This window comes from Streptomyces laculatispora (genome assembly GCF_017353455.1).
Lineage (GTDB): Bacteria > Actinomycetota > Actinomycetes > Streptomycetales > Streptomycetaceae > Streptomyces > Streptomyces laculatispora.
The window spans coordinates 1-21,248 of record NZ_JAFMPZ010000001.1; the positions used below are offsets into that span (position 1 = coordinate 1).

Consider the following 21,248-nt stretch of genomic DNA (forward strand, 5'->3'; position numbering starts at 1 on the left):
GCGAAGACCGCGGTCTTCGCTTCGAGCCCCTGCGCAGCGAACTCTTCGAGCCCACCGCCATCCGCCTCATCGGCTCCCGCATCCTGGACCCGACCAGCGACGAGGACAACGACCCGCACTGGCTCGACCTGCGCCTGCGAAACTCCGCCCTCCACGAAGTGCTGCGCCTGCTCACCATGAAGAAGGGCAAGCGCGGGGAACGTGGCGGATTCATTTCCTACCGCAACCTGGGCATCAATCAACTCGGCGCCGTATATGAGGGTCTGATGTCGTACACCGGCATCATCGCCGAGGAAGAGCTGTGCGAGGTCGCCAAGGGCGGCGACCCGGAGAAGGGATCCTGGCTCATCCCCTCGCACAAGCAAGACCAGTACCCCGACACGACCCTCATCCACTACAGCGAGGACGACGCCCGCAAGGGGCTGCGCGGCGTCAAGAAGTACGACAAGGGCTCCTTCGTCTACCGGCTCGCCGGCCGCGACCGCGAGACCTCCGCCTCGTACTACACCCCCGAGTCGCTCACCCAGGTCACTGTCGAGCTCACTCTGAAAAACCGGCTCGACCAGGAACGTGACGCCGACGGCAACATCATCAAGACCCGCGCGTCCGAGCTCCTCAAGTACAAGATCTGCGAGCCGGCACTCGGCTCCGGGTCCTTCCTCAACGAGGCCATCAACCAAGTCGCCGACGAATACCTACGCCGCCGCCAGGACGAACTCGGCATTCCCATCCCCACCGCCGACGCGCTCACCGAGAAGCAGAAGGCCAGGGCCTACATCGCCCTACACAACACCTACGGCGTCGACCTCAATGCCACCGGCGTCGAACTCGCTGAGGTGTCCCTGTGGTTGAACACCATGCACCCCGGCATGCGAGCCCCCTGGTTCGGGCTCCACCTGCGCCGAGGCAACTCCCTCATCGGCGCACGTCGAGCCGTCTATACGGGTGAGGAGGTCGCTTCACCAGCCAAAGCATGGCTGAAGAACAAGGGCGCTCTGGCACCGACTCCGCTGGCATTCCTTAAGGACGGCCAACTCCAACCACTGCCCCATGACGCGGTACACCAGTTCTTGCTTCCCAGTCCAGGATGGGCTGCGGTCGCGGGCTCGAAAGAGGCCAAGCAGCTGGCCGAGGAGCACGTCAAGCAGCTGGCCGAGTGGAAGAAGGGCCTTCTCCAACGCCCCAAGCGCAGCACCGCCCACCTCAACAAGGACGGCAGCCCAAAACTTCACCCCACGACCAAGCTACCGAAGGCGGAAGCGCCGTCACAGTTCACACGGTTGCGGGACGCCGCCCGCCGAGCCGAGTTCCTGTGGTCGCTCGTCGTCAAGCGCATGGAACTCTCCGAACAAGAGATCGCGCGCAGGATCGATGTCTGGCAGGCCGACCCGACGGATCCCGAGTACGCCTTCCTCCACCACCCTGATCAGGCCGTCCCCAAGGAGAAGGTTCTGGAAGACCTCTTCAACTCTGCCGACACCCCTTATTGGCGGTTGAAGAAGGTCATGGACGCCTGGTGCGCCCTGTGGTTTTGGCCCGTCGGTAAAGCCGGCCTACTGGATGGCACGGATGGCGACTACGCGGTCCGCACCGTGGTGAGCAGCGACAGCCTGAGCGAGCTACTGGGTCAAGTGCCTCTTACCGGCGAAGAGCTCAAGGAACAGGTGGCTCCCGAACCGTTGGCTGCCCCGACACCGAAGGCCGAGCCACGCTTCGTCGAAGCGACGGCACTTTTCGCGCTTGGCGCCGAGCAGACCTCCTTCGAAGATCTCGTACTGACCGCCGACGACGAAGCGATCATCGAGACCAAAGAGATCGGACCGAAGGCAGCGAAGCAGGTCGGCGCAAAGCCAAAGGGACCGATGCGCCGCCCGGTCATCCCACTCAAGGAGCTGGACGACTGGCTGGACTTCTTGGAATCCATGCTTGGAAGAGCCGACGTACCTGACGGAACTTTCCTCGACAACTTCAAAACCCTGGCAGATCTCAAAACGTACGAAGAGGCGCTCCCCGGCTTCATGGGAATGGACACCGGAAACCCGGAGGACGTCTTTCCATGGCTGCGCATTACTCGGGACATTGCCGAGGAGCAGGGATTTCTTCACTGGGAGTTGGAGTTCGCTCTCGTATTCGCTCGCAGCGGCGGCTTCGATCTCCAGGTGGGCAATCCCCCCTGGGTGCGCCCTGACTGGGATGAGGCAAGCGTCCTCGCCGAGCACGAACCTTGGTTTGAGTTGGCGGACAGGCCGTCAGCAATCGAGCAGAGCAAACGGCGATCCATTGCACTGAATCAGCGAAGGACGTTCGATTATTACATTCATGAGCGCGAGAAGGTAAGCGGCTGCTCCTCGTTTTACGGGCATGAGACCACCTATCCCTTGCTCGTAGGAACTCGCCCAGATCTTTATCGGGCATTCATGCTTCAGGTCTGGTCTCATCAGTCTCCGTCAGGTATGGCTGGGCTCGTGCATCCCGATACCCACTTCACCGGCGACAAGGAAGGGGCACTTCGCGAGGCCGCATACCACCGCTTGTGCGTCCACGGAGACTTCGTGAATGCCGGACAGCGCTTCTTCCCTCCGCCCGTCGGACATGCAGCACACTTTGGCGTGCATATTTACGGCAGCCCTTCGGAAATCAATTTTGACCACATGTCATGGTTGGTGTCAGCGGACGCTCTCCGCGATTCAGCCGCACATGATGGCTCCGGGGAAGTTCCGGGCGTGAGATGGCAAAATGGCGAATTCGATGAACGCCCTCACCGGTCACGCGTCATTCACGTGAACCGAGATCTCCTCGCCGAATGGCAGCGCCTACTGGATGAATCACACCTTCCAGTTGAACAATCCCGCCTTCTGTTCCCTGTCAGCACAGCCGAGGCGTCTGCCATCACAGCTCTTTCTCAATACCCATTGCGGCTTGGTAGGTTCAACCCGCCGATCACGCGCGGGCTAATGGAAAGTGACGCAAAGGCTGCTGGGTTGATCGATTACAACCGCCCGAGCAGCCCCACCGGTCATCCCTACCAGCCCGAGAGGTGGCGTAATGTCATCTTGAAGGGAACTCAACTGGGTATCGCCACGCCAGTATTCAAGTGCCATGACGCTAATAGTAACGACCCTTACGGTCGGGACTTGACTACCCTTGCGTCAGACTTCGTCCCGGACACTGCCTATGTGCGTGCCCCCGGGATGGCGCAGTCGTATCTCGCCAAGCAAGATCGTTGGGTAGACGGCCGAGCCCTGGAGCGACTACGTTCTGACGGTAGGGCGGTATCCAAGGCGCGTTCGCAAATTGCATTGACCGACAACGTTCCAGAAAGCGATGTCGATCCCGCCAAGATTGATGCCCTACTCGAAGAACGAGCGCGTCGCCGATACGTGGTCTTCCCTCGGCTTGCCTGGCGTCGCCAGATCGCCCCGGACACTGAGCGTGCACTTTATGCCGCATTGGTGCCGCCAGGTGTAGCGCACGTTCACTTGGTACACAGCCTGGCCATGCCGAATCTTCGGCTAACCGCATTGGTAGCCGGTTTCTGGGCCTCGCTCCCGCTCGACTACTTCCTCCGCGCTACTGGTCGTGGCGACTTGCAAGTGAAGGGTGCTAAAGCGATGCCCTCACCCGCCGGCGATCACCCCCTCGCTTCCTCGCTACTCCTGCGAACATTGCGGTTGAATTTCCTTACCAGTGCTTACTCGGGGCTGTGGTCAGAACTGTACGACCCAACTTGGACCACACGTGAGTCATGGGCGTGCGACTGGACTGGCCTACCGGCGTTGCACGAGGTGTCGCCAGTCTGGCGTCCGGAAACACCGCTACGCACCGAGCGGGCACGACGTTCCGCTCTGGTGGAAATTGATGCTCTAGTCGCAGTGTGGCTCGGAATGGAAGCCGACGCTCTTGTCGCGGCATACAAGGGCCGCTTCCCTGTACTGCAGAAGTACGAGGCAGTGACTTGGTTTGATGCCGAGGGATCGAAGATCGCAGGCAACGCACGCACCTTCGGTCAGCGCCAGACCAAGGAAAGCTGGGGCCAATTTGAGGCGTATCAAGCCGACCCGAAAAACTTGCCCGTGCCTGAGGGCTATGTCGCTCCCTTCTCCAAGGCGGATCGCGAAACGGAGATGCGAGAGGCGCACGCCGTCTTTCAGAAACGACTAGATGCCGCAGTCGCTCGCGGCGAGTGGGACCTGGAGAAGCAGGAGGTGCCGAAGCCGTGAGGCCGACGCTGGAGGCACGGGGGCTCAAGGAGAGCCTGTTGCAGTATCTGTCGACGACGTACGCGTTGACGGATGAGGGTGCACGTGAGGCGCTGCATCGGTTCCTGGGTGATGAGACGTCGGGGATGTTCCGGGGCCCGTATCTGCGGATCCGAACACCGTTCACAGTGGCCGGCGAGGAGTGGCGGCAGCATCTGGAGTGGCAGCGCGAGGGGTACACCCCATACGCACACCAGGCCGTAGCCTTCGAGCGGCTGACGTCCGCGAACGGGCATGTGCCGCAGCCGACTCTGGTGACGACGGGGACGGGCTCGGGTAAGACGGAGGCGTTCCTGTACCCGGTGCTGGATCACTGTCTCCGCGAGCGGGAGGCGGGGAAGACCGGCATCAAGGCGGTGTTCCTGTACCCGATGAACGCGCTGGCGACTGATCAGGCGCAGCGCATCAACGAGCTGCTCTCGGAGAACGATGCGCTGAACAAGTTGTCGGCCGGGCTGTACATCGGTGACAAGGCGGCCATGAAGTACGACAACGTTCGTACGCGCCGCTCAGACATGCAGCTCTCGCCGCCGGACATCTTGATCACGAACTACAAGATGATGGATCTGCTGCTGCAGCGTGCGGATGACGCGCCGCTGTGGCGTGGGTCGGACATCAGGTACGTGGTGGTGGATGAGTTCCACACCTACGACGGTGCGCAGGGCACCGACGTGGCAATGCTGCTGCGGCGGCTCGCGGCTGCCGTGGGGGCGTCCGAGGAGGGGCGTCCGCTGGGTTCGATCTGTCCGGTGGCGACGTCGGCGACGCTCGCGTCTGGGACGGATGCAGACGGAGTGGCCCAGCTGCTCGAGGTAGCGACGCAGGTCTTCGGTACAGAGTTCACGGCGGAGTCCATCGTCGGGGAGAACCGGCTGTCGGTGGAGGAGTTCATCCCACTGGCGGACGTACGGATGCAGGGGCTACCGACGCCGGACGAGCTGCTGGCCCTGCCCGATCCCGCGACGAGCGATGAGGCGATGCTGGACCTCATCGAGTCGGTGACCGGGGTCCGCAACGACCACCCCCTCGTATTGGGCGAGAACCTGAAGCGGCACCTGTTCACCCGGGCGGTGATGCAGGCTCTGGACGGTGAGGTGAAGACCGGCGCCGAAGTGCTGGACATCATGTGGCGTGCAGGCGCGGCCGGTTGGGCGGAGGCGGTGGCCCGCCAGCCGGAGAAGGCCGCCGAGGCGCTCGCCCGATTCGTGGCCCTGTTGTCGTACGCACGTGACCCGAAGTCGCCGGCGGGAGAGCCGCCGCGACCGTTCGTGCATGTCGAGGTGCACCAGTGGGCCCGGTCGGTCTCGCGGCTCCTGCGCGGCGTACTGCCATGGCCCAAGGCGGAGTTCCGCTGGGATGTGGCCGGTGCGGCCGATGCCAGTGCGGGAAGCGGAAACCGTTCGGCACCGGTGACCACGGCCACATCGGGGCAGAGCGCGAACCTGTTTCTGCCAGCGGTCTACTGCCGGGACTGCGGGCGGTCAGGCTGGGCGGTGTTCTCACCGGAGAGCGACGACCACGAGGTCCAGTTCGACACATACAAGATCCGTCGTGCCTCCTTGGGTCAGGACAAGGCCCGGGTACGGAACCTGGTCTCGGCGACCGAGCGCGAAGCGCGCGAGGGTTCTGGGGCTGCGGTGCTGCCGGCCAGCGGTCGGGGCGGCAAGGGGACCACCGCCCTGCAGAGTGCGGGCGGTCTGCTTATGGTGCTGGACGGGGCGCGCAAGCGGCTGCGGCTGCCCGATCCGCTCAACGATTACGACAAGGAGTCCAAGGAGCCGCGGCTGACGGCCCGCGATTCGGCGTTCGTCCTGGTCAACTTCGGGGATACGGCGAATACCGCGGCCAAGGAGGACTGGTGCCCGGCGTGCGGTGAGCGCAACGCGATCCGCTATCTGGGTACTGGAGCGGCTGCGATGACTGCGGCGTCGATCACCCAGTTGTTCACGGGCGGGGAGCTCGACAAAGATCGGCACGAAGACAAGACGCTGATGTTCAACGACTCGGTGCAGGATGCCGCGCACCGGGCCGGGTTCGTCGCGAACCGTTCGTACACCTTCTCGTTGCGCGCCCTGCTTGCGAAGCACCTGCGCAGCGACGTGCCCACCGCGCTGAACGATCTGATCGCGAACGTGGTCGAGGCCACGACCGACAAGGAAACCCTGGCCGCGGTGGTGCCGCCGGATCTGCATGGTTTCAGGGGCGTGGACCGGTTGCTGTCCGGGCAGGGTCGCGGCGGGGATCTGCCGACCTGGCGGCTGATCGGTCAGCGCCTGGCCTTCGAAGCGCTGATGGAGTTCGGGTTCCGCTCCCGCAACGGGCGCACCCTGGAGCTGACCCGGACCGCAGCCGCGCAGGTACGCATCTCGGATCCGGACGGTGTGGTGGCGCTGGTCAAGCGGATCCACGAGGAGTTCGAGCGCGCCGATCTGCCGCTTCAGCCGCAGGACGACGCACGCTATCTGGCGTTCGTGCGGGTGTTCTTGGAGCGCCTTCGCACACGGGGTGCCATCGCGCACCAGTGGCTGGACAAGTACGTCGATGAGGCGGGCACCAGCCGGTACTTCATCTGGGGCAAGCGCGCACCCGGCATGCGCGCTTTCCCCAAGCGGGTCGCGGCTCCGGTGTTCTTGCTCAGCTCGCCCAAGAACGGCAGCGAATTCGACTTCGCGACGGGCCGGCTGTCCTGGTACGAGCGGTGGGCCGGGCGCTGCCTGGGGCTTTCGCGTGAGGCGGCGCCGGAGTTCTGGAGCCGCCTGCTGCCGGAGCTCGCCGCGATCGGACTGCTGTCGTCCCGTACGCCGAACGACACCTCAGTACGGGTCTACGGGCTCAAGCCGGGCAACGTCGAAGCGCTGCTCCTGGACGACGAACAGGTCCGGCACGCGTATGTGCGCTGCCCGGTGTGCTTCTGGGAACAGACGGTCCACCCCTCCCTTCTTGATCAGTGGCACGACCAGCCCTGCCCCTCCTACCGCTGCCGCAGAGGCCGTCTGGTGGCCGGGGACCGGCCCGAGCGGCTTGGTGTGCACCACCGCGACCGTGACTACACCCTCGACTACTACCGGCACCTGTACCGCAAGGCCGGGACGTACCAGGTGGTCACCGCCGAGCACACCGGCATGCTCACGCGCCCGCAGCGCGAGAAGGTGGAGGAGGCGTTCAAGCGCCGCACGGGCTTCAAGGACCCCAATGTCCTCTCCTGCACGCCGACGCTGGAGATGGGCATCGACATTGGTGACCTGTCCGCGGTGGTGCTGGCAGCGCTGCCGCGCCGGCCGGCCAGTTACGCCCAGCAGGTCGGGCGGGCCGGACGCCGGACGGGCAATGCGTTCTTGCTGACGATTCCCGATCGTCGACGGCGCGACCTGTATTTCCTGGAGCGCCCCAAGGATCTGATCGCCGGCACGATCGTGCCCCCGGGATGCCATCTTTCAGCGGTGGAGATCCTGCGCCGCCAGTACCTGGCGCACCTGCTGGACCTCGCTGCTGCCGGCCGTCTCGTCCGCGCTGACGGCATCGTGCTACGCGCCCTGCCGACCAAGGCACCCGCCCTGTTCGGTCCATCCGGCTACCTGATCGATTTGGTGGAAGTGGCCATCGCCCAGGGGGAAGAACTCGCCAAGGGCTTCCTGGAGATGTTCCCCACCGGCGTCAACGACCGGGCCAAGGACGACCTGCGCAAGTACGCGATGCACGAGCTGCGCGGCGCGGTAGAAGAGGCCGAGCGGGAGTGGCGCCGCGGCGATCAGGCGCTGCGCGCCCGGCTGGCTCAGATCGACGAGGCCCACGACGAGCTGCACGACTCCGACCCGGACCAGGCGCGGCAGAAAGCCGAACTGGACGCCGAGCGGCGCGGAGTGGGCCGACGCCTGCTCAATCTGGGCGATACAGCCGCCCAGAGCGCACTGTGCGACCTGGGGCTACTGCCGAACTACGCACTGATCGACTCGGTCACCACGCTGTCCGCGACGCTGTACGGCGAGGACGGCATCGACCCGAAGACGGGGAAGGCGAAGTTCACCTCCACCACCGACTCCTACGACCGGCCGCGCCGCTACGCGCTCTCGGAGCTGGCCCCGGGCAACTCCTTCTACGTCAACGGCTACCGGCACGAGATCACCGGCCTGGAGATCTCCACCGGCGGCCGGCAGGAATGGCGCACCTGGCGGGTGTGCCCGGGCTGCGGATTTGTGCGTACCGAGGACGCTACCGAGGACCGCTCGCCGTGCCCGCGCTGCAAGAGCGCCCATATCGCCGACGACGGTTCCTGCCTTTTTCAGATCGTGGAGCCCGCGACCGTGACCTCGCGGGACAAGCGCGAGGACGCCCGCATCCGCGACGACAAGGACGACCGCGACCGCCGCAACTACTCCGTCGTAGACGCGGTGGACATCCCGGTAGGCGACATCGAGCCCGGCTCGTGGCGTCACACGAAGCAAACGTTCGGCGTCGACTACTGCCGCAGTGCCATGATCCGCCGGATCAATGTAGGGCCGGTCCGTTACGACGCCCCGGCCCGCGACGACTTCGCCGGGCATCTGGTGCGGCTCAACCCGTTCCATGTGTGCACCGCCTGTGGGGCGGCCAGCGCGGACGGCAAGCCGGTCTTCGACCACGACACCGACGCTCTCGACTCCGCAGCCGCCCGCAGCCCGCAGCTCAAGCACCACCGCCCTTGGTGTCCACTGCGCCGCGGCAAGCGAGACGGGGCCACCCAGGAGCCGGTGCTGCTGGCCCATACGTTGAAGACCGAGGCTCTGCGGGTGCTGATCCCGGCCGCAACAGCGGACGTGGACGCCAAGGTTCACTCCTTCCGTGCCGCGCTGCGGCTCGGTGTGGACCTGCACTTCGGCGGCGACCCGCAGCACCTGGACACCACCGTGGCTTCTATGCCGGATGCCGAGAGCGGAGAGCGCCGTTGGTTCCTGGTGCTCTTCGATTCCCTGCCCGGCGGCACCGGCTATCTGGACCGGCTCACCGATCGCGTCGCCTTCCGCGAAACCCTCGCGGCGGCGTACGAGATGCTGAAGGAGTGTCCGTGCGCCGAGGAACAGCGCCGGGCCTGCCACCGGTGTCTGCACCGTTATACGCCCGAGCGCTTCCAGGACATCGTCTCGCGCCAGTCAGCGCTGAACATGCTGGAGTCGCTGCTGTTCACGGCAGAGGGTGCGGACGGTTGGGATATCGCTGACGTTGATCACACCGGGCTGGTCGGTCTGGACGCCCAAGTCGAATCGGACCTGGAGGCGCGCTTCCTGGCCACCCTGCGCGACTGGGTGAAGGTCACCGACGACGCCGCCCTGGACGAGGACGGCCACGCCAGCGGACATCTGCGCTTCACCGCCGGTTCCGACGTCACCCATTGGCGACTGACAGCCCAGCAGCAACTCCAGGGCACCCGGACTGATTTCACCTTCACCCGGGTCGACGGTCCGGCCCAGAGCGTCAAGGTCTATCTCGAAGGATTCCGTTTCCACGCCAGCCGTGAACACAACCGCATCGCCCACGACGCGGCTCAGCGCACCAAGCTGCGTGCCGAGGGAGAGATCGTCTTCCAGGTGACCTGGGCGGACATCGACCTGTTCGAGAAGCGCCCCACGCGGACCAAACCCGTCTGGCCGCCCTATCGAGGCACGGCCCAAGAACAGGCCAAGGCCGCCTACGAGCAGTACGGCGGACAGCGCGCCCACTTCGCGAACGCCGTCTTCGCCAACCCGATCGACACGTTGATCGCCTACCTGCGTGATCCTGACGCCGACCGCTGGGCCCGCCGCTCCCGCGCACTGGTCACCGGCCTGTTGAGTACCGCGGGAACCACTCCCGTCGCCGCGACCGGGCGCCGCAGCGAGCTGGTGGCGGCGCTGCGCAGTGAGCTGGCCACCTTCAGCAGCAGTGCGCGCCACGACAAGCCGGTTGTACCGGATGCCGCCGGGATCGGGCCCGTTCACGTGTTCCGGACCCAGGACGAGAACGGACTACCGATCCTCGTCACCCTGGATGCTGCCGACCCCGAAGCCCCACGGTGGAGCGCACTCACCATCCTGGATGACACCGATTCCGTCCTGGAGAGTGATGAGCACAAGCTGCGCTGGCGGTCGTGGTTGTACTGGAGCAACCTCACCCAGTTCCTGTCCCTGGCCGGAGGCGACGGCGTCCAGCTCGCCGCCAGCCGCGCCGCCGCTTTTGAAGTCGAAGTGCTCGCGGTATGCGGAGGGCTCGGCGAACTCGACTCCCTCATGGGCGCCCCTGTACCGGCGCCCGCCAAACCCGAGGCGCCCGTGCCAGCAGAAAGCGTCAAACCGGTCGATCCGAACCCGGGCCATGACTCGGCCGCCGAAGCTGTCATCGTCCAGATGCTTCGGGACGCCGTCTGGGACGAGGACATCCTGGAAATACTGCGCGAGGAACCCGACGAGGCACCTGACCTCCTACGTCTTGCCGAAACCCTCGCCGACCGAGGCAAGCAGGCTCCCGTCTTCGGCTTCGAACTCGGTGCAAGCCGCTGGCAAGCCGAATTCGCCTGGCAGTCCCCCGGACTCAAGATCGCCGTCATGACCGCCCACCAGGGCGAGGACGACGCCGAGGCCCAGCGCCGCGACGCCGCCTACACCGACGACGGCTGGCAGGTCCACACAGCCGGCGAATGGCTGACCCATCTGGACGAGTTGCTCGACCAGCTCCCCGACACGGAAGGCACCACCCGATGACCGCCCGGCTCAGCCTGTACCGCAAGGCCGAACAGGAGCTGTACAAGCTCGACCGCTCGGTCAAGGCCCAGTTCTACGACTTCTGCCACATCTTCCGGACCAACCCCGACCAGCCGGGGCTAAAGAAGCAGAAGCTCAAGGGCGACTCCCGTATCTGGTCCGCCCGGGTCAACCAGTCCTACCGCGCTCTGCTCACCCCCACCGGGGTCGACGCGGACGGTACGGAAAACTGGCTGGTCATCGCCGTACGCCACCGCAGAGACGTCTACGAAGAACTCCAAGTCGCCGTCAACCGGGTCACCGGCGAGATCGAGTTCGTCGACCTCGCCGTCGTCGGCGACAGTGCACTGCGCCGCGCCGGTATCACCCTCACCCCCTCGGAGCCCGAATCTCCGGCCGAGGCACCCGAGCCCGCCCCGGAACCGGTTCGGCACGTCGCCGGACCCGAGGCCGCGCCTGCGCTGCTCGCCGCCTACGACGCCGGACAGCTGCGCGACCTCGGTGTCGCCGACCAACTCATCGACCTTGCCCTTGCTGTCACCGAGAGCACCGAGCTCGACCAACTCCTCAAGGGCGCCCCGCTGCTGTCCAAGGACGTTCTGTACGGCCTTGCGGCCGGGATGGACATCGACGAGGTCCGTAAGGAGATCACCAAGCCGGTCGAGCTCGGCCAGCAGCCCGACCTTGACGACTTCGCCGCCGCTGTGACCCGCACCAAGGTCACCGCTGTCGACGACGACGTCCAGGCTGTCATCGACGAGGGCGACTTCCGCGCTTGGAAGGTCTTCCTGCACCGCACCCAGGAACGCATCGTCCAGCGCCAGTACAAGGGCCCCGCACGCGTGTCCGGCGGTCCCGGCACCGGCAAGACCATCGTTGCGCTCCACCGGGTCAAGCACCTCGCCGAGCAGCTGCCCCCGGGTCACAACAAGCCGATCCTGCTGACCACGTTCACCAAGAACCTCACCACTGATCTCCGCCTGCGACTGGCCTCCCTCGTCGAACCGGAACTCCTCGCCCGCGTCGAGATCGCCCACATCGACCAGCTCGCCGCCCGCGTCCTGGGCGAGAACACCGCCCCCGGCCGCGGCAAGCAGCGCGTCTACGACCACGTGGCGCTGAACGAGATGCGACAGCTTCTGGCAGAACTCGACGACCGCCGCTGGGAGCCGGAGTTCTTGTTGGAGGAGTGGGAGCAGGTCGTCCTCGGCCAGTCCGTCCCCACCCGATCTGCCTATTTCCAAGCCCGTCGGGCAGGCCGAGGGCGGGCACTGACCCGCCCCGAGCGCAACCACATCTGGAAGCTCATCGAGCAGTTCACCGCCCGCCTCGACAAGCTCGGCGTGGAAACCTGGGGTCAAGCCTCCGAGCGTGCCGCCCGCTTCGAGATCGAACGCGCCGCGAAGATCAAGTCCCGTCGCGCGTACAAGGAAGAGATCGGCGGCAAGGACCTTATCCATCGCGATAACAGCTCCGGCATGCGCTACCTGGGCTACCGCTACCAGCACATCGTGGTCGACGAGGCCCAGGACCTTCGCCCCGCGCACTGGAAGATGCTGCGCGCCATGGCCGACCCTGACCTCGCCAACGACATGTTCATCGCAGGCGATACCCACCAGCGCATCTACGACCACCAGGTCACCCTCGGCGCCCTCGGCATCAACATCCGCGGTCGCTCCTCCCGCCTGACCCTGAGCTACCGCACCACCAAGGAAATCCTCGTCCAGGCCATGCGCGTCGTCGACGACAAGAAGGCCACCTACGACGACCTCGACGACGGCACCGACAACCTCGCCGGTTACCGCTCCGTCCTCCACGGCCCCGCACCTACGTTCGTCCCGTACCGCACCTGGGACGACGAACTCGCCGGCCTCGCCACCACCCTGACCACGTGGCGCGACGAACTGTCCACAAACGAGAACGGTGCCCCCAGCGACCCCAGTGGCCGCATCGCCGTCTGCGTCGCCGACCGCGACATGGTCAGCCAGGCCATGTACTACCTGGTCACCAAGGCCGGCATCACCTGCGCCGAGCTCACCAAGGACGGCCCCAAGGGCGATGGGGAAGTCCATGTCGGCACCATGCACCGCTTCAAGGGACTTGAGTACCAGCGCCTCGCCATCGTCGGCGCCAGTGACGGCATCATTCCCCAGACCAGCAGAATCGAGCGCTACCGCACCGAAGACCCGCCGCGATACGAGCGCGAGCAACGTAAGGCCCGCTCGCTGCTCTTCGTCGCCACCACCCGCGCCCGTGACGCCCTGAGCATCAGCTGGCACAGCAAGCCCAGCCCATACCTGCCGGTCTGAAGTCGTCTCCGGACCCTGGCCAACGCACCAACGCTGGGGTCCGGAACGTCACACCGGAATCAGAAGCGCGACAAGGAACTCGCCTCGTAGCGCAGTTGGTAGGTACGCAGACCCTCGCCGTTCATCCGGTAGATGGTGATCACGGACAGAAACTGCTCCTTGATCTCCATGGTGCGCCGCCGCTCCTTCCCGTCAATGTCGCTGATCCACTGTTCGATGTGCTTCGGGAGCTTGAACGCCAACTCGTAGGAGCCGGGCGCCTCTACCGGAGCCAGTGTCCACTCCGCCACCGTCCCGCTGCCGCGCCTCTTGATGCGCACCGCATGGTCCGGTCGGGCGTCCGCGTACTGCAGGAACCGACTGTGGTCATCCGCAGCCAGCGGAAGGATGAAGGGCGCGGAGGGAAATCCGAGCAGCAGCTCCGTCTCACTGCGCTGGCGGAGAGCCGCAACCAGCTGGTCGAGCGCGGCGCGGGCGGCGTCCTTGAACTTCCCCTCAGCAATGTCAGCCGAGGGCAGGAAGTGCACCGGGGATGTCTCCAACGCTGTCCGCAGCTGTCGTCGCATCCACGTCACGGGGAACCCTGGGGGCTTGGGCAGGTACTTCTCCTGTGCCTGGAACAGGCTCCACGCGGTGCTGCCGATGGCGCCGAGCAGCCAGGTGAACGAGGCGCCGGAGAGATCCACCAATGAGATCTGGTGAGCCAGCGCATATCTCTGCGCATCCGCCGTGAAGCCGCCCGCGGAGAACAACGCGTACGAATACTGATAGCGCTGTCGGGGGCGTGTGCCCGCATGCGTCATGAAGTTCTCGTTGACGTCGTGGACCACACCATGGGCGTTGCGGACAATCTCCAGCCCACAGGGCTTCTGGTAGAACTTGGCCTCCAGAAACATCCGCACCGGCATGGAGAACGCGGGTGTGAAAGCGAACTCGCCGAGCACGTCTACCTGATGCAGGGCACCACGGCCGCGTACACGAAGCGCCCCCTCTTGATCAACCAGTTCCTCGGGGTCCTGGTCCTCGTGAACCAACAGCCGATACCCACTGAACCGCAGCAGCCAAGCTAGCGATTCCTCCAGCAAGTACCCCCGCAAGACGGCGTCCGTGGCCACCGCTCCCCCTCCCACCGATGCGACACCATGACCCTGCCTGTGATCATCTCATCCAGAGACCGAAGCGGGCAGGAAAGCAGCCCTCCACACCCTGAGGGCAGTTCTGGCGGCGACCCGTGCGCACATCGGGCATGGCGCACACCGCTCACCCGAGCGATTGAACAAACCACATGCGTGACGCGCCCTGGATACCGATAGTGGCTGCATGGATCCGGTTGTCGTCGCCCGCGCCGTAGTAGAGGAACGTCATCCTGTCGCTCGCGCGGCTTTTCTGGGGGGCAGCGTGCTGACGGAGCGCCGCACGGCCTTGTCCGACCTGGACATCGTGGTGCTGTTGCATGGTCCGCCGGCTCCATACAGAGAGAGCCTTCAGTACGGCGACTGGCCCGTGGAGCTCTTCGTGCACACCGAAGAATCCTGGCACGCATTCGTGGACCGGGAAATTCGCAAGCGCCGGTCCCCGCTCCTGTGGATGTGTGCGGATGGCGAACTGCTCTTCGACGTGGATGGGCTCGGCGTGAGTGTGGCTGCCGAAGCCAGGAAGCTGGCCCTCGCAGGTCCGCCAGCGGCAACAGTGGAAGAGATCGAGGACTTCCGATATTCGATCACGGATCTCCTGGACGATCTTGCTGGGTGCACCGATGAAGGTGAGCGGCTGTTCATCGCCTCAGAGCTGGCGAGACGGGCAGGCGAACTGGCGCTGGCGCTCGGCGGGGCGTGGGGTGGCGGCGGGAAGTGGCTGGCACGTCGCCTCGACGACGCAGCGCCCGGCCTCAATGTGCGCCTGCACCATTCTGTTCGTGGGGCGTTGAACGGGCAGACCGAAGCCCTTGTTGGCGTCGTTGACGACGTCCTGGCGCGGGCTGGCGGGCGACTGTGGGCCGGGTATCGGCGCAGTGGGACACCGTGACCGATGGGACGGGCTGCGATGACGCCGATCGACACCGTAAGCGGCTCATCGGCTCCACCGTGGAGCGATGGCTGAAGGTCTGGAGGGTCGTGCTCCGTTCCAGGTGTTGGTGCTGCCGTACCGGCGGACTGAGGGAGGACTGTTCTACGCCGTGTTCCGTCGCTTGGACTGCGCCTACTGGCAGGGTCTGGCTGGTGGTGAGGTGAGAGAAGCGCCGCCCCAGGCCGCCAGGCAACCGAAGAGGCTGGCCTGGCTGGCGACTTAGAGTTCATCGAACTGGATGCCCAGTCGGCGATTCCAGTGGTGAGTGTCACTGGCGAGTTCACGTGGGGCCGGAGGTCTTGGTGATTCTTGAGCATGCATTCGGTGTCCGAGCCGACACATCGGCGTTGGTGCTGTCCAGCGAGCACACCGAGTACAGCTAGTGCTCTGACCGGAAATGATCGCTGAAAGAGAACGACGGCTGACGTCCGGTCGGCTGATCGACGGTTGACGAGGGACGACCGACGACGGTGGCGACGCCCAGGTCCCCAGGTACCGTCACCGGCATGTCGGCGTCCCATGTTCCTCGTGGGCCGGCCCGGCCACCGCCATGGGATGATCAGTCCCATGGAGGGCACCGGCCTGCGGAGGACAGCATGAGTGACGGCACCGGGCATCTGTCCAAGCTCGTCTGGTCGGTGGCCGACCTGCTGCGCGGCGACTTCAAGTCTTCCGAGTACGGGCGGGTGATCCTGCCGTTCACGGTGCTGCGCCGGCTGGACTGCCTGCTGGCCCCGAGCCGACAGGCGGTGCTCGACGAGGCCGAGCGGACCGACGGCGAGCAGGAGCGGGAGCAGCGCCTGACGGCCGCCTCGGGTTGGCCCTTCTACAACTCCAGCCGGTTCTCCATGGAGAGCGTGCTCAGCGATCCGGAGAACGCCGACCGGTTACTCCTGGCCCATGTCGACGGGTACTCCCGGAACGTCAGGGAACTGCTGGACGGCTTCGAGTTCGAGCGGACCGTCACCCGCCTGCACCAGGCCCGACTCCTCTACCGCGTCGTCGCGCAGTTCGTCTCGATCGACCTGGGGCAGATGATCACCGACGACCACATGGAGAGCCTCTTCGAGGAGCTCGTCCGGCGGTTCGCGGAGAGCGGCAACGAGGCGAGCGGGGAGCACTACACCCCCCGGGACGTCGCCCACCTGATGGCCGGCTTCCTCGTATCCGCCGACTCGGACCTCCTGACGTCGCCGCATGCCGTCCGCACCATCCTGGATCCGGCCTGCGGGACGGCCGGCCTGCTGACCGAGGCTGCCTCGTACATCGCGTTGATGAACCCCCAGGCGAACGTCACGCTGTACGGCCAGGAGATCAACCGGGAGTCATGGGCGATCTCCCGTGCCACCATGATGACCAGTGGCCGCCGGGCCTCGACGATCGCCTTCGGGAACGTCTTCGCCGAGGATGGGCACCAGGGAACCGCCTTCGACTACCTCCTCGCCAATCCGCCGTTCGGCGTCAACTGGAAGAAGAGCGAGTACGCGGTCCGGTCGGAGCACGAGCAGCTCGGTTTCGCGGGCCGCTTCGGGGCCGGTCTTCCCCGGATTAACGACGGCTCACTGCTCTTCCTGCAGCACATGCTGGCGAAGATGAAGCCGGTGAGCGCCTCGGGCGAGGGCGGCAGCCGAATAGCGGTCATCTTCAACGGCTCCCCGATGTACGTCGGGGGTGCGGGGTCCGGCGAATCGGACATCCGGCGGTGGATCGTGGAGAACGACTGGCTCGAGGCCGTGGTCGCGCTGCCCGACCTCCTCTTCCCCAATACCGGCATCAGCACCTACCTGTGGGTCCTCAGCAACCGCAAGCTGGTACAGCGCAGGGGTCAGGTGCTGCTGCTGAACGCTCAGGACCAGTGGCAGCGGATGCGTCGCTCCATCGGCTCTAAGCGCAAATACATCACGTCGGACCAGATCGCCGAGATCACCGGGCTCTACCTGGACACCTTGTCCGCCGACCCCGCCCAGCAGCCGGACGACCGGGTCCGCGTGGTCTCCACCCACGAACTGATGTACCAGCGCGTCACGATCGATCAACCGCTGCGACTCCGGTACGAGCTATCCGAGGAGGTCCTGACTCGGCTCGCCGAATCGCGCGTGATCCAGAAGACCCGTGATCCCGCTGCCCTGGTGGCCGCCCTGCGTCCTCTGGTCGGCTCGACGTGGACGAGGGGCCAGGAGGCCGTCACGGCGCTGCGCCGGGCGGTCGCCTCGGCCGGCGTGAGCTGGCCGCGCGGGAAGGTTTTCGAGGCGGCGGTCCGCAAGGCCGTCGGTGTGCGCGATGGCGACGGAGAGCCGCAGCGGATCGGCGAGGCGCACGAGCCGGATCCCGAGCTGCGCGAGTTCGTCCACCTGCCGCTGCAGGTGGATCCGAGCGACCACCTCCGACGTGAAGTGCACCCGACCGCTCCGGACGCCTGGATCGACGACAGCAGGACGCGGGTGGGTTGCGAGATCCCATCAGCGCTCTTCTACCGACCGGAACTCGACGGCCAATTCGAACTGCTGCGCAGCATTGTTCGGTTGGAGACCACCCGGGTTCACCCGCCGCAGCGCGGCGAGGAGCAGGAGGACGGCGCAGACCGGCCCAAGCACCTGCGCGCCCAGGACCTCCACGAGGCGGACTCGGCCGTTGAGCTCCCCGACGCGCCGGAGGATGGGGGGGCGCTGACGCTGTGCTCGGGCGGCATGCTCGTCGGACGGCCGGGGAACTGGCGCCTGCTGCCGCAGGGCTTCGGCGAGGCGGCGACCTCGCTCTTCGTACTGCAGCCGCTCCGCGGCAGTGGCCAGGCGCTCTGCGAGTGGTTGAACTCTCGCAAGGACAAAGGTCAGTACCCCAGCGCTCGCGATCTGCTGGACACGCACGTCCCCGTCGACCTGGTGACCGACAGCGAGGTGGAGAGCCTCCTGGAGACCGTGCAGGAGGGACGGCGCGCACTGCGGACCACGATGTCGGGAATCCTGCCCAACGTCTTCGGCAGCGGCGAACGGGACGTCCAGGGGGTTCGCAACGAGATTAGGTTCGCCGCCCACGAGGCCGGCCTGATCGGCGAACTCGTGCGCCCGCTGGACGACCCGATCTCGCGCGCCGAGTGGAGCTTTCCGCACCACGCCGCCGCGCTGTCCCGTCGGTACCGGGTCAGCACGCACCCAGCGGAGCGGAAGGACGGACTGCTCAAGCTGGGCGAGGGCCTGGCCAGGGTGCTGGGCGTGCTGGCGCTCACCGAGCTGGCCGCGTCGAACGGCTTCTCCCGGAACCTGCGCAAGCAGTTCCGGACCGGCGCCACCTTCGGCACCTGGCTCTGGATCCTCGATCGGCTGGAGGCCGAGGGAATCGAGCCCCGCATCCAACAGCTCGCCACCGTGCGCGACCGGGGAAACGCACGCGCCCTACTGGGCCACATCAAGGACTTCAGGAACACCTCGCACCACGCGCACGGCGTCCGCGCCAGCCACCAACTGGCGGAAGACGTCGAGCGGCTGGAACCGCACATCGTGCGGGCGATCAGTGCGGTCAGCTGGCTCTCTGGGACGCACTGGGACTGGGTGGAGCGGTGCGAGTACCTCGACGAGGGCTCGTACCGGATAGTTGGGCTCCGGCTGAGGGGCAGCCATCCGAGCTGGGAGCCGTTCGAGCGGTCGAGTACCCAGCCGCTTCGTCCCGACCGCATCTACGTGGACAGTGCCCCGTACGGGGCTCCGGTCGACCTCTGGCCGTTCGCTGTCGTCAGCCTGTGCGAGGAGTGTCGGACCCGGGAGCTCTTCCTGCTCAATGAGGCCCGGGACGACCAACTGACGCTCCGCAGCCTGGAGGAGCATTCGCTGGAGATGACGTACGGTCCGCCCGAGTAGCAGCGGGGCGAGGCCGAGCGACCTGGCGCGGCTGCGCCAGGTGCGGGACCGGATCGACCGGGAGTACGCGGAGCCGCTTAAACACCTCAAGGATCACAGGAGACGGCGTGTTTCACGTATCGGGGAAGGTCAGCACACCCACACATGCGGCAGGAGAGCCGTAAAGCGAAGGGCAGACATCCACTTCAGTCTTTGGGCATGACCTTGGGCGATGAGCCTGGCCGCTGCTCATGCGCCAAGCACACAACCGCTGGTGTCGGCGTCCCGCACCTGCACTGATTAGGCAGTTTAGGTAGCCCGATCGACCTGACACCCCATCAGGAACACAGATCGCGGATGTAGTCGCGAAGCGTGCGGGTGTCGTTCTCGTCGTCCTAGTCAGAGGAGTCGGAGAAGCTCATGTCCAAGGACGAGCGTAAGGGCAACAGCCCGGACCCGGAACCCCACCCGACGCCGGATGGCGGATCGTCGAGGACTCGGTGGACCAAGCACGCCCGGCGGCCCCGCAACGAGGCCGGCCTGCATCTGCTCCGAGGGGCCGCAACCGCGGTTGGCGGCGCCGTCGTCGCGTACGGCGGCCTATGGATCCAGTCGCGCTGACCGCAGAAAGTGGGAAACGGAGCGTGGCCGACGGTAGCCGGGCGGCTTGTCCCGCCCGGCATCGCGCGAGCAACACCAGCCGCCTTGGTGAGGCGACAGCCCTGGCAACCCTCCAGGAGGCACACACCGGGACCGGGTGCGTGAGAAGATCCTCCGCCAAGGTTCACTTGCCCTGAAGGATTCCCATGGATGAGCAATTTCTCGACGCTGCGTCGAGTCATGAACTCGAGGAGATACCGCAGTCAGTGGATCAGCGCTTGGTCGAACATAACGGGTCCTACTACCAGGTGCGCCAAGCGGAGCTCGCAGGAGATGTGCACTTCCCACCCGTCAGGAATGGTCTGGACTACTTGGTCAGCGTGGCAGAGCACCTAGAGGGTGGAAGGGAACCAAGTGCAAGAGCCATGAAGTACGCCGTGCTGCACCTGGCTGCGGGCGCCGAAGTGCTTCTGAAGGCGCGTCTGCAGATGGTGCACTGGTCTCTGGTGTTCGCCAACCCCGGGGACGCTACGCGAGAAGCGCTCGAGAACGGAACGCTGAACAGTTGCTCTCCGGAAGAGACGCGTAAGCGCCTGACCAATATGGCGGGTATCAAGTTCAGCCAGAGTGAAAAGGATGCCCTCTCCAACCTGGCGAAACGCCGCAACGCTCTGCAGCACTATGGCTTGGTCGGTGAGAACGCCAAAGCTGGCAAGGTGGAGAGCACCACTGCCCAAGTGCTGAACTTCCTCATCAGTTTCGTCGGTGAGCACATTTTGGAGCACATCACGGATGAGGAGGAACGACGCCACGCGGAGATAGACATGGACCGGATCCGCGGAGGGGTCCGTACGATCCAGGGCTATGTAGCAGAGCGCATGAAGGACCTCGCTCCGGTGCTGGGCCCCGTCAGAGCGCGTACCCTCCAGTGCCCGCAGTGCCGTCAGTTCGCCCTCACTCCGACAATGATCAAAGGCGTGCCCGAGTGGTGCCAGTCGGACGCCAGCCTCTCCCCCTTGTACTGCCACCTCTGCGTGGAGGGCTATGGCGCTCTGGGCCTGGCGCTGGGCTACGCCGTCCACGTTCTCGACCGTGCCGCTCCTGATGCCTCGTACGACGGCGACGCCCCGAACCGGTGTCCCGTCTGCGCGATGAGCAGCCTGGTACGAGGGGCCCGAACCGCTGCCGCTCCAGAGACGCCTATCGACTTCTGCTTCCATTGCGCAGACGTGGTCGATGGGCTGCAAGAGTGCCAGCGCTGTGGCTTCATTTACACCACTGAGCAGGGTCATAGGTGCCGACTCGGTAACTGAATGCCTCGCGCATGAGGACGTCGTCCGCCGGGACGAGCAGCGGGGCCAGGCAGGGCAATCCTGTTCGGGCCCCGCTGTCGTCGGGCCAGCCGATAGTGGCTTTCGACCCGCTACACGGTTTCCGACAGAGCAAGGCCCGGACCAGACGTCCGGGCCTTCG

The 21,248-nt window shown here is 65.7% G+C and carries 7 protein-coding genes; 6 read left to right on the plus strand and 1 reads right to left on the minus strand.

All coding sequences use genetic code 11. The features are described 5' to 3' along the window. The first annotated feature begins 158 nt into the window (after nucleotides 1–158). From J1C73_RS00005 to J1C73_RS00015, 3 genes are read left to right on the plus strand one after another with little or no spacing between them, the layout of a single operon-like run. Nucleotides 159–4,220, plus strand: coding sequence for a class I SAM-dependent DNA methyltransferase (locus J1C73_RS00005; protein WP_207314479.1), 4,062 nt, complete (start codon nucleotides 159–161; stop codon nucleotides 4,218–4,220). Continuing rightward, nucleotides 4,217–10,969 (plus strand): DEAD/DEAH box helicase family protein, encoded by a 6,753-nt coding sequence (locus J1C73_RS00010; protein ID WP_207314480.1) that lies wholly within the window; start codon nucleotides 4,217–4,219, stop codon nucleotides 10,967–10,969. Before J1C73_RS00005 ends, J1C73_RS00010 begins: the two co-directional genes overlap by 4 nt. Further along, nucleotides 10,966–13,278, plus strand: a complete 2,313-nt coding sequence (locus tag J1C73_RS00015; RefSeq protein ID WP_207314481.1) for a UvrD-helicase domain-containing protein — start codon at nucleotides 10,966–10,968, stop codon at nucleotides 13,276–13,278. The genes J1C73_RS00010 and J1C73_RS00015 overlap by 4 nt, the downstream gene beginning before the upstream one ends. 59 nt (nucleotides 13,279–13,337) lie before the next feature. On the opposite strand, the gene J1C73_RS00020 is transcribed toward J1C73_RS00015, so the two are convergent. Further along, on the minus strand, nucleotides 13,338–14,393 hold the full coding sequence (locus J1C73_RS00020) for a PDDEXK family nuclease (RefSeq protein WP_207314482.1): 1,056 nt from the start codon (nucleotides 14,391–14,393) through the stop codon (nucleotides 13,338–13,340). A gap of 205 nt (nucleotides 14,394–14,598) precedes the next feature. Between J1C73_RS00020 and J1C73_RS00025 the strand changes: the two genes are divergently transcribed. The 3 genes from J1C73_RS00025 to J1C73_RS00035 all read left to right on the plus strand — a co-directional run bounded on the left by J1C73_RS00025 (nucleotide 14,599) and on the right by J1C73_RS00035 (nucleotide 21,088). Further along, on the plus strand, nucleotides 14,599–15,303 hold the full coding sequence (locus tag J1C73_RS00025) for a nucleotidyltransferase domain-containing protein (RefSeq protein WP_207314483.1): 705 nt from the start codon (nucleotides 14,599–14,601) through the stop codon (nucleotides 15,301–15,303). A 638-nt stretch (nucleotides 15,304–15,941) separates the two neighbouring features. Further along, complete coding sequence (locus tag J1C73_RS00030) at nucleotides 15,942–19,196, plus strand: type I restriction-modification system subunit M (protein WP_207314484.1); 3,255 nt, start codon at nucleotides 15,942–15,944, stop codon at nucleotides 19,194–19,196. A 785-nt stretch (nucleotides 19,197–19,981) separates the two neighbouring features. Continuing rightward, nucleotides 19,982–21,088, plus strand: a complete 1,107-nt coding sequence (locus tag J1C73_RS00035; RefSeq protein WP_207314485.1) for a hypothetical protein — start codon at nucleotides 19,982–19,984, stop codon at nucleotides 21,086–21,088. The last annotated feature ends 160 nt before the right edge of the window (nucleotides 21,089–21,248 follow it).

Bases quoted from the DNA above. Each gene is read 5' to 3' on its own strand.
- J1C73_RS00035 (WP_207314485.1), top strand. From the start codon at position 19,982: ATGGATGAGCAATTTCTCGACGCTGCGTCGAGTCATGAACTCGAGGAG.
- J1C73_RS00015 (WP_207314481.1), top strand. From the start codon at position 10,966: ATGACCGCCCGGCTCAGCCTGTACCGCAAGGCCGAACAGGAGCTGTAC.
- J1C73_RS00025 (WP_207314483.1), top strand. From the start codon at position 14,599: ATGGATCCGGTTGTCGTCGCCCGCGCCGTAGTAGAGGAACGTCATCCT.
- J1C73_RS00030 (WP_207314484.1), top strand. From the start codon at position 15,942: ATGAGTGACGGCACCGGGCATCTGTCCAAGCTCGTCTGGTCGGTGGCC.